Source organism: Mycobacterium sp. (assembly GCF_049608025.1).
Lineage (GTDB): Bacteria > Actinomycetota > Actinomycetes > Mycobacteriales > Mycobacteriaceae > Mycobacterium.
This window is the reverse complement of record NZ_JBMYXC010000011.1, coordinates 55627-65341: the sequence shown is the minus strand read 5'-3', so window position 1 is coordinate 65341 and position 9715 is coordinate 55627. Positions and strand designations below refer to the sequence as shown.

General features: G+C 68.3%; 6 protein-coding genes and 1 pseudogene. 4 read left to right on the top strand and 3 right to left on the bottom strand.

What is annotated here, in order from left to right:
* Positions 1-397 (top strand): annotated as a pseudogene (locus tag ACPGXI_RS06120) (TIGR02569 family protein); the annotation flags it as partial.
* A 97-nt stretch (positions 398-494) separates the two neighbouring features.
* Here the strand turns inward: ACPGXI_RS06120 and ACPGXI_RS06115 are convergent.
* The gene (locus tag ACPGXI_RS06115) at positions 495-791 is read right to left on the bottom strand and encodes an MGMT family protein (RefSeq protein WP_526650863.1); all 297 of its coding nucleotides are present in this window, start codon (positions 789-791) and stop codon (positions 495-497) included.
* A 2-nt stretch (positions 792-793) separates the two neighbouring features.
* Positions 794-1567, bottom strand: coding sequence for an alpha/beta fold hydrolase (locus ACPGXI_RS06110; protein WP_526650861.1), 774 nt, complete (start codon positions 1565-1567; stop codon positions 794-796).
* Positions 1568-1655: 88 nt separating this feature from the next.
* On the opposite strand from ACPGXI_RS06110, the gene ACPGXI_RS06105 reads away from it, so the two are divergent.
* Positions 1656-4832, top strand: a complete 3177-nt coding sequence (locus ACPGXI_RS06105; protein ID WP_526650859.1) for an ATP-dependent helicase — start codon at positions 1656-1658, stop codon at positions 4830-4832.
* Positions 4829-8086, top strand: coding sequence for an ATP-dependent helicase (locus ACPGXI_RS06100; RefSeq protein WP_526650857.1), 3258 nt, complete (start codon positions 4829-4831; stop codon positions 8084-8086). The genes ACPGXI_RS06105 and ACPGXI_RS06100 overlap by 4 nt, the downstream gene beginning before the upstream one ends.
* 49 nt (positions 8087-8135) lie before the next feature.
* Here the strand turns inward: ACPGXI_RS06100 and ACPGXI_RS06095 are convergent, their stop codons facing one another.
* Positions 8136-8540 carry a DoxX-related protein gene (locus tag ACPGXI_RS06095; protein WP_526650855.1) on the bottom strand — a complete coding sequence of 135 codons (405 nt, stop codon included), beginning with the start codon at positions 8538-8540 and terminating at the stop codon, positions 8136-8138.
* 46 nt (positions 8541-8586) lie between these two features.
* Here ACPGXI_RS06095 and ACPGXI_RS06090 point away from each other — a divergent pair, with 46 nt between their 5' ends.
* Entirely contained in the window at positions 8587-9666 is a 1080-nt protein-coding gene (locus ACPGXI_RS06090) for a potassium channel family protein (protein WP_526650853.1), read from the top strand.
* The last annotated feature ends 49 nt before the right edge of the window (positions 9667-9715 follow it).

Here is a 9715-nt window from a genome sequence, read left to right as displayed (position 1 = left end):
GCGGCCACCGGGAAGTGCGGATGGGCAGAAGTCCGTCGAGTTGATCAATCAGCTCGCGGGGTTGCGCCGTCCTACGAAGAGCCCGAGTCAGCTGGTGCACGGGGATCTCTATGGCACAGTGCTTTTCGCCGGCACCGCGGCGCCCGGTATCACCGACATCACGCCGTACTGGCGACCGTCGGCCTGGGCGGCAGGTGTTGTGGTAGTCGACGCGCTGTCCTGGGGAGAGGCTGATGACGCTCTCATCGAGCGGTGGATTCCGCTGCCGGAGTGGCCGCAGATGTTGCTGCGCGCCTTGATGTTCCGGTTGGCGGTGCATGCTTTGCACCCAGAGTCGACGGCTGCGGCGTTCCCGGGTTTGGCGCGTGCCGCCGCATTGGTCCGCCTCGTTCTCTGAAGCGTGGTTTTCGGCGTGCGCCCAGGGTGGTTGTGCGCTGCGTTGTGGCGGTGAAGTTGTGGCGGTGAAGTTGGGGCGCTGAACCCACGTTCGGCGCTCACAGCGTGTGGCGGTACTCCCGCAACGGCACCCGACCCTCGTTCGCGAGGACGCCCTCAGTCCGCAGCAGGGCCAACTGCCGCGTCGCCAGGTGTGGGGCGGGCTTTCCGGAAGCGGTGATCACCCGGTGCCAGGGCAGGTCCGATGCGTCGGTACGCATGATCCAGCCGACGATTCGGGCGCTGGAAAGCCCTGCTGCGGAGGCAATGTCGCCGTAGGTGGCGACCATCCCCGACGGTACGGAAGCGACGAGTGCGCGCACCGTCTCCACCTGCTCCTCGGTGATCGCCGCCACAGTCACACCAGCCGGCCGCTGATCACAGCGGCGGTCTCAGCCGGCTTGGCCAGCGGCACCATGTGATCGCAATCCCATTCCAGCAGAGCGAAATTCGCGCCCAAAACGGTGTCGAGTGTGATGATCAGATCGTCGGTGACGTACGGCGGGCTGGTGCGCATCGCACGCACCAGCGTGGTCGGCGTATCCGGGCGGGGAAGCGCGATGGGGCGGGTGAGCTCACTCCAATAGGACAGCATCGCCGGAATGCTGATTCGCCAACCGACACGGCCGGTCGGCAGGGCGACCAGGTGTTGGTCGAGTTCGCGATCCAGTTCGTCGGCGGCTACGTCCCCCCACGACCCGTTTGCCTTCTCGGCCCACGCCTCCTGGCGATCGGTGTAGTCAGGTGAGGCGAACATGCCGTCGGCGATGTCGCGCACCCACCGTCCGTCCAGGCCCACCGCCGGGTCCAGCAGCACCAGGCCCGCGATCAGATCGGGCCGGGTGGCCGCCAGGCTCAGGGCGACCGCGCCACCGAACGAATGACCGACAATCACGAGCGGATCGGCGGCCTCGGTCTCCACCAACTCCGCGAGGGCTGCCGCATTGGCCTCGATCGTCCACGGCGCGTCCCATGACGACCGACCATGGCCGAACAGATCGGGCGCAACCACCACGGTGTCAGGCAGGTGCTGGCTGAACACCGTCTCCCAGCGCCTGCCGTGTCCGGTGAGTCCATGTATCGCCAGGACCTGGGCCGGCCCAGGGGGACCGAATCGGTGCGTGTGCAACACACCTGACGATGCTGCCAGCCGTCTGGGTCAGGGGTCCTCTGGGGGCTATCGGAGGGCCGGTGTCGGACCCTCGTGATCTCATGCCCACATGTCTGCGCCCCACACTGAGCTCACCGCGGCCGCGCTCGGCCGACGTGAGATGCGCGGCACGGTTCGCGTGCTGGGTGGCGCCGGTACCGGCAAGAGCACCCTGCTCGTCGACACCGCCGCTGCGCACATGTCAGCGGGATGCGATCCGGAATCGGTTCTATTGCTGACAGGTTCGGCGCGCCTCGGTGCACAGGCCAAGGCGGCGATCACGGCCACCCTGCTGAGCTCCGGTGATCGCACCGTGGTGAAAGAGCCGCTGGTGCGCACGGTGCATTCCTATGCGTTCGCGGTCCTGCGGCTGGCTGCGCAGCGCAACGGGAGCCCACCTCCGCGGTTGATCACCAGCGCCGAACAGGACGGCATCATCGCCGAGCTGCTGGTCGGCAACATCGAGGACGGTGATGGTTGCCCCGTCGGCTGGCCGGCGCGGCTGCGACCCGCGCTCAGCACCGTCGGTTTCGCGACTGAACTGCGCGATCTGCTGGCGCGCTGCAGCGAGCGCGGAATCGATCCCGCTGCGCTGCAACGTATCGGTCGGGTTTCCGGCCGGGCCGAGTGGCAGGCAGCGGGCCGATTCGCCCAGGCCTACGAGCAGATCATGCTGCTGCGCTCAGCGGTGGGTACCGCTGCTCCACTGGCCACCGTTCCCGCGCTGGGGGCCGCAGAACTCGTCGGGGCCGCGCTTGAGGCCTTCTCCATGGACGCCGACCTGCTGGCCGCCGAACGTGCACGGGTCAGGCTGCTCCTGGTCGACGACGCTCAACACCTCGACCCGCAGGCCGCCCGGCTCATTCAGGTACTGGCGGCGGGAGCGGAGTTCACCGTGCTGGCCGGAGATCCACGCCAAACCGTGTTTGGTTACCGGGGGGCCGAGCCTGCGTTACTCCGCGGGGACGGCCCGGTACTGACACTTACTGAATCGCACCGTTGCGCAGCTCCGCTGGCCGACGCCATCGGTGCGGTCGCGCGCCGGCTGCCCGGCCGCGACCCGGTGCCGGAGTTCACCGGCACCGATGCGTCCGGGGCCGTCACGACAGGGTTGGCAGTGCGGATCGCAGCGTCGTCGCACGCCGAGGCGGCCCTGATCGCCGATGGGCTACGACGCGCGCACCTCGTGGACGGTGTGCCGTGGACGCAGATGGCGGTGATCGTACGGTCGGTGCCCCGGATGGGAGCGGCGCTCGGTCGCGCGCTGAAAGCTGCCGGGGTGCCCGTGGACGTCGCTCAGGGCGACTCGGCGTTGGTGGATCAGCCCGCGGTGCGGGCGCTGCTCACCGTGCTGGAGGCAACGGAGGGCAGCCTCGACGGGGAGCGGGCACTAGCGTTGTTGACGGGCCCGATAGGTCGCGTGGACCCGGTGTCGCTGCGTCGGCTGCGGCGAGTGTTGCGCCGCGACGCGCAGGAGTCTGCGGCAGGCTTCGGTGACCTGCTCGTCGATGCCTTGCAGCGCGGATCCCCCTCGGTCTCGATGGAACAGGCCCGTGCGCTGCGACGGGTTGGTGGGGTGCTGGCGGCCGCGCGGCGCAGTGCCGAGCACGGCGGTGACCCGCGGCACACGTTGTGGCAGGCGTGGAACCGCTCGGGCCTGGAGCGACGCTGGCTGAATGCCAGTGAACGCGGCGGGCCGGCGGGCGCCCAGGCCGACCGCGATCTCGATTCCGTCACCGAGATGTTCGACGTCGCCGAGCAATACGTCGACCGGACGACGGGAGCCTCACTGCGGGGGCTGATCGACCACATCGCCGCCCTGGCGCTGCCCCCGGTCCGCCGCGATGACCGACCGCAGTCCGACGCGGTTGCTGTGCTCAGCGCGCACTCGGCGTTGAGCGGAGAGTGGGATTTCGTCGTGATCGCCGGGATGCAGGAAGGGCTGTGGCCCAACGTGTCCCCGCGGGGCGGGGTGCTGGCCACTCAGGAACTGGTCGACGTGATCAACGGTGTAGCAGACCCTGGCCAACGAGGACTCTCGAGCCGAGCGCCCCTGGTCGCCGAGGAGCGTCGGCTGCTGATCACCGCCATGGGCCGGGCCCGCCGCCGGCTGTTGGTCACTGCCGTGGACAGTGCCGGCGACGACGCGATGCTGCCGTCCTCCTTCTGTCGTGAACTCGGCGCGTTGGCAACAGAGTCCGCCGCCGGAGACGCCGCACCGATCCGATCCCCCCGGGTGCTGGCCCAGGCAGCACTCGTGGGACGACTGCGGTCGGTGGTCTGCTCGCCGCAGGCCTCCATCGACGATCTGGAAAGAGACTACGCAGCAGTACAGTTAGCGCGCCTGGCCGAGGCGGGAGTACCCGGCGCCGACCCTGCATCCTGGTACGGCATGCGGGACCTCTCCTGCGCTGAACCGCTCTGGGGTGGCCCAGACGGCGGCGGCGGTGATGGTGGCGGCGGTGATGACGGTGACGGCCACGTGGTGACGCTGTCGCCGTCGACGTTGCAGACCCTCTCGGATTGCCCGTTGCGCTGGTTACTCGAACGGCACGGCGGTTCCCCGGCCCGCGATGTGCGGTCGGCCCTCGGGTCGTTGGTACACGCCCTGGTTTCCGAGCCCGGAAAGACCGAGTCCCAGATGCGCAGCGAGCTCGAAAAAGTATGGAGTCAGATCCCTTTCGACGCGCAGTGGCATGCGGCCAACGAGCTGTCCCGGCACCTGGACATGCTGTCCACGTTTCTGCGCTGGCGCGCCGGCACTCGCCATGAACTCACCGAGCTCGGTACCGAAGTCGACGTCGAGGGGCACGTGACCCGAGCTGAGGGGCAGCGCCCCGCGATCCGCGTTCGTGGCCGCCTCGACCGCCTTGAGCGGGACAGCGAAGGACGGCTCGTCGTCGTCGACGTCAAGACGGGCAAGAGTCCAGTCAGCAAGGACGATGCTCAGAGCCATGCCCAGTTGGCGATGTACCAGCTGGCCGTCGCCGAGGGCCTGCTCGCCGGGGGGGACGAGCCCGGCGGAGGCCGTCTGGTCTATGTCGGCAAGACCACTGGCGGCGGCGCGGCCGAGCGGAATCAGTCCGCGCTGACCCCCGAGGGTCAGGCCGAGTGGCAGGCGCTGGTGCATCGGGCCGCCGCGGCCACCCAGGGTCCGCAGTTCCTGGCGCGGATCAACGACGGCTGCTCGCACTGCCCGGTCCGGGCCCTGTGTCCGGCCCACGAAACCGGGGGAGGCCCACGATGAACCCACGCTACAGCCCTGCCGAACTAGCAAGTGCGCTGGGGCTTTTCGTACCGACCGACGAGCAAGCTGCGGTGATCGCGGCGCCCCCGGGCCCGTTGGTGGTGATCGCCGGCGCCGGTGCCGGCAAAACCGAGACGATGGCAGCCAGGGTGGTGTGGCTGGTCGCCAACGGATACGCGCATCCCGGCGAAGTGCTGGGGCTGACATTCACCCGCAAGGCCGCGGGCCAGTTGCTGCGCCGGGTGCGCACCCGACTGGCCCGCCTCGCCGGCACGGGACTGCTGCCCCCGGGCGCTGGCAGCACCGACGTGGGCGACGAGCCGGTCACGATCGGTACCTACCACGCCTTCGCGGGCACCCTGCTGCGCGACTACGGTCTGCTGCTACCGGTCGAGCCCGATACCCGGCTGCTCGGGGAGACGGAGTTGTGGCAGCTGGCCTTTCGCGTCGTGTGCGAATATCCCGAGGCACTGAACACCGAGAAATCGCCTGCCTCGATTACCGCGATGGTGCTCAGGCTGGCCGGGCAGCTTTCCGAACATCTGGTCGACACCAAGCAACTGCGCAACACCCACCTGGAGCTCGAGGATCTCGTCCACACGCTGCCCGCCGGCCGGTATCAGCGTGACGGTGGACCCAGCCAGTGGCTGATGCGGATGCTCGCCACCCAGACCGAACGCACCGCGCTGGTCCCACTGATCGATGCGCTGCACCAGCGCATGCGCGAGGAACGAGTCATCGACTTCGGCATGCAAATGGCATCTGCAGCGCGGCTTGCGTCCCAGTTCCCGCAAGTCGGTGCACAGCTGCGGCAGCGCTACCGAGTCGTGCTTCTCGATGAATACCAAGACACCGGTCACGCGCAGCGGGTCGCGTTGTCGTCGCTGTTCGGTGGGGGAGTCGACGACGGACTTGCACTCACCGCCGTCGGTGACCCTATCCAGTCGATCTACGGGTGGCGGGGTGCGTCGGCGACCAACCTCCCGCGGTTCACCACCGACTTCCCCCGCTCAGATGGCTCACCGGCGCCAAGCCTGGAATTGCGCACCAGCTGGCGCAACCCGCCCGAGGTCCTGCACCTGGCCAATGCGGTGTCCACGGATGCGCGGCACCGTTCGGTGGCGGTGCGGTCGCTGAAGCCTCGGCCCGACGCCGGACGCGGAAACGTGCAGTGCGCGCTCTTGTCCGACGTGGTGGCCGAACGCGAATGGGTGGCCGACAAGGTCGCCAAGCTCTACCACGAGGGCGTCGCCGCCTCCGGCGAAGCGCCGACGGCAGCGGTTCTGGTGCGCCGCAACGCCGACGCTGCGCCGGTAGCCGAAGCGCTCACCCAGCGCGGGGTCCCCGTCGAGGTGGTCGGACTGGCGGGGCTGCTGTCGGTTCCTGAAGTCGCTGACGTAGTCGCGATGCTGCGGCTGGCCGCCGACCCGAGTGCCGGGGCGGCCGCGATGCGGGTGCTCACGGGTCCTCGCTGGCGGCTGGGGGCTCGCGACATCGCCGCCTTGTGGCGGCGCGCCGTCCAGATCAATGGGGTCGCTCCGACGGTGGACGGCGGCGGGACTGACCAGGTCGTCGCGCAGGTCGCCACCGACGCTGACGCGGCGTGCCTGGCCGACGCGATCTGCGATGCCGGCACTGTCGCCGCCTACTCAGCTGCCGGGCACGCTCGGATCGTGGCGCTGGGACGCGAATTGACAGCGCTGCGTGCCCAGCTTCAGAGCCCGCTGCCCGATCTGGTCGCCGAGGTGCGCCGCCTGCTGAGAGTAGATATCGAAGCCAGGGCGGCCCGCCCGGTCTCGGCGGGGTGGTCGGGTACTGAACATCTGGATGCATTCGGTGACGTGGTCGCCGACTTTTCCGTTCGGCCCGGCGCTACGGTGTCTGCGCTGCTGTCGTTCCTCGGCGCAGCCGAACAGGTCGAGAATGGTCTGGCGCCGGCAGAGGTGACGGTGACTGCCGGCCGGGTGCAGATCCTGACGGTGCACGCGGCCAAGGGGCTCGAGTGGCAGATCGTCGCTGTGCCGCACCTCAGCGGGCGGGTGTTCCCCTCGACCGCGTCTCAGCGCACCTGGTTGACGGACGCGGCCGACCTGCCCCCGCTGCTTCGCGGAGACTGCGCGACTGTGTCCGAACACGGTGTCCCGGTGCTCGACACCTCCGCCGTCCACGACCGCAAAGCGCTGTCGGACTGCATCTCTGAGCACAAGCGCAGCCTGGATCAGCGGCGCACCGATGAAGAGCGCCGGCTCCTCTACGTGGCGATCACCCGTGCCGAGCGCACGTTGCTGGTGTCGGGCCACCACTGGGGCGCCACCGAGTCGAAGCCTCGCGGGCCGTCGACGTTCCTCTGCGAACTCAGGGACATCATCGATGCTTCGGCCGCCGCCGGAACACCCTGCGGGGCCGTCGATGTGTGGGCCGATGCTCCTCCTGACGGTGAGCTGAATCCGGTACGCAATCGGGCCGTCGAGGCGATGTGGCCGATCGATCCATTGGCGGGTCGCCGCGAGGATACCGACCGAGGCGCCGAATCGGTGGCGCGGGCGATGTCGGCAGGCCGACAGGGTGCCGCGCCGCCAGACATACACGGCTGGGCCGCCGACGTCGATGCGCTGCTGGCCGAACGGGAACGAGCCGCACACCGGCCCACCCCGCCGCTGCCCATCCAGCTCTCGGCGAGCACGTTGGTCGAACTCGGCCGCGATCCCGGTGCGGTGGCGAAGCGGCTGCATCGGCGATTGCCCCGTCGTCCGGATTCACAGGCGTTACTCGGTACCGCATTTCACGAATGGGTTCAGCGGTACTTTCAGGCCGAGAAGCTGTTCGACCTCGACGACCTGCCCGGGGCCGTGGATGGCGACCTGCCGGCTCGCGAAGAACTCGAGCAGTTGCAGGCCGCGTTCGCGGTGTCCAAGTGGGCAGCGCGAACGCCGCTCGACGTGGAGGTTCCCTTCGAGATGTTCATCGCGGGGCGGGTGGTGCGAGGGCGCATCGACGCGGTGTTTGCCGATGATGACGGCGGGGTTACCGTCGTTGATTGGAAGACCGGGGAACCGCCGTCGACGCGGGAAAACCTACAAAGCAACGCGATTCAACTCGCGGTCTATCGCATCGCCTGGGCCCGGCTGCAGGGCTGTTCGGTGTCCTCGGTGCGCGCGGCCTTCCACTATGTGCGTTCGGGGCGCACCGTCAGGCCCGACGTGCTTCTCGACGCCGAAGAAATCGCCCAGTTGATGGACATGCCGGCGGCCTGAACTCGAGTTCGGACTTCGCGGCGGGCCCCGTCCGTTCCGTGCTGATCCTTCAGCTCTCGCGGTAGACCTTCAGCGCCTGGATGATCATCGGAATCTGCACTGGCAGCCGGGCCACGGCGATTGCCCGCATGGGCAGTGGCTTGGCGGGCTCCTTGGACCATTGCCGGACCATATTGACGTTGGCCGGGAATACGCCGATGAACAATGCAACGGCGGCCAGCGCTCCGACACGACGGGTCTTGGGAACCACCAGTAGACCGCCGACGGCGACTTCGGCGACTCCCGAGGCGAGGGTGTAGAAGCGTTGGCTGCCCGGAAGTTCAGCCGGGACGATGGCGTCGAACGGCTTGGGAGCAGCGAAATGCAGGGCCCCCATCCCGATCAGCCATGCGCCCATTCTGGTGCCGCGCGAGGACTTGCTGGTCTGCTGTAGTTCGGGCACGGGGGAAGCCATGGTTACATTGTGCGGGTGCGGCAGTCTCACGCTTTGAGGGGCCCTCGTGGGTGAGGGCAGGCTGCGCCGACGGATTGGTCAGTTTGATCAATCGTTGACTGATCTACCGGTTCACGCGCTCACCGACCGAGTGCAGATCCCCACCACGCTCGTCAGCCCGGCGCGTCGCATCACCAGACGTGTCGTGTACGCCCTGCTCGCGCTGTTCGCGGCAGTGCTGATCGTCTACATCGATCGCGACGGGTATCGCGACTCTTACGACGAGCATGTGTCGTTCCTCGACTGCCTTTATTACGCGACGGTGTCGCTGTCGACCACCGGGTACGGCGACATCACGCCGGTGACGCCGGGGGCCCGACTGATCAACGTCCTGGTGATCACCCCGTTGCGTGTCGCTTTCCTGGTGGTGTTGATCGGTACCACCGTCGAGACCCTCACCACGCAGTCGCGGCAGGTCTACCAAATCCAGCGCTGGAGGAGCAGATTGCGTAACCACATCATCATCGTCGGCTACGGCACCAAGGGCCGGACCGCCGCTGCGGCGATGGTCGGCGACGAGGTCGCGCCCGGCGACATCGTCGTGGTCGACGAAGACTTCGCCGCTCTCGAGCGAGCCAAGAGCGCCGGGCTGGTCACCGTCCGCGGCAGTGCCGCTGACTCCGAGGTGTTGCGGTTGGCCGGCGCCCAACATGCCAAGTCGATCATCGTCGCCACCAACCGTGACGACACCGCCGTCCTGGTCACGCTGACAGCACGTGAACTGGCACCGAACGCCAAGATCATCGCTGCGGTGCGCGAGGCCGAGAACCAGCATCTGCTCCTGCAGTCGGGTGCGGACTCCACTGTGGTCACCTCGGAGACCGCCGGCCGCCTGCTCGGTATTGCGGTGCAGACACCGAGCGTCGTCGAAATGATGGAAGACCTGCTGACTCCCGATGCAGGCTTCGCGATCGCCGAACGTGAGGTGACACCCAAAGAGGCCGGAAGTTCGCCTCGACACCAAAGCGATATCGTCCTCGGCGTCGTGCGCGACAAGAAGCTCGTCCGCGTCGACGAACCTGAGGTCGACTCGCTGGAGCCCGGCGACAGGCTGCTGTACATCCGCAGTACGGACGCAGAGCGGTGACCGAAGGGCTGGCGATGAGCGCTTGCGCGAAGAGCAGAGGGCAGCGATG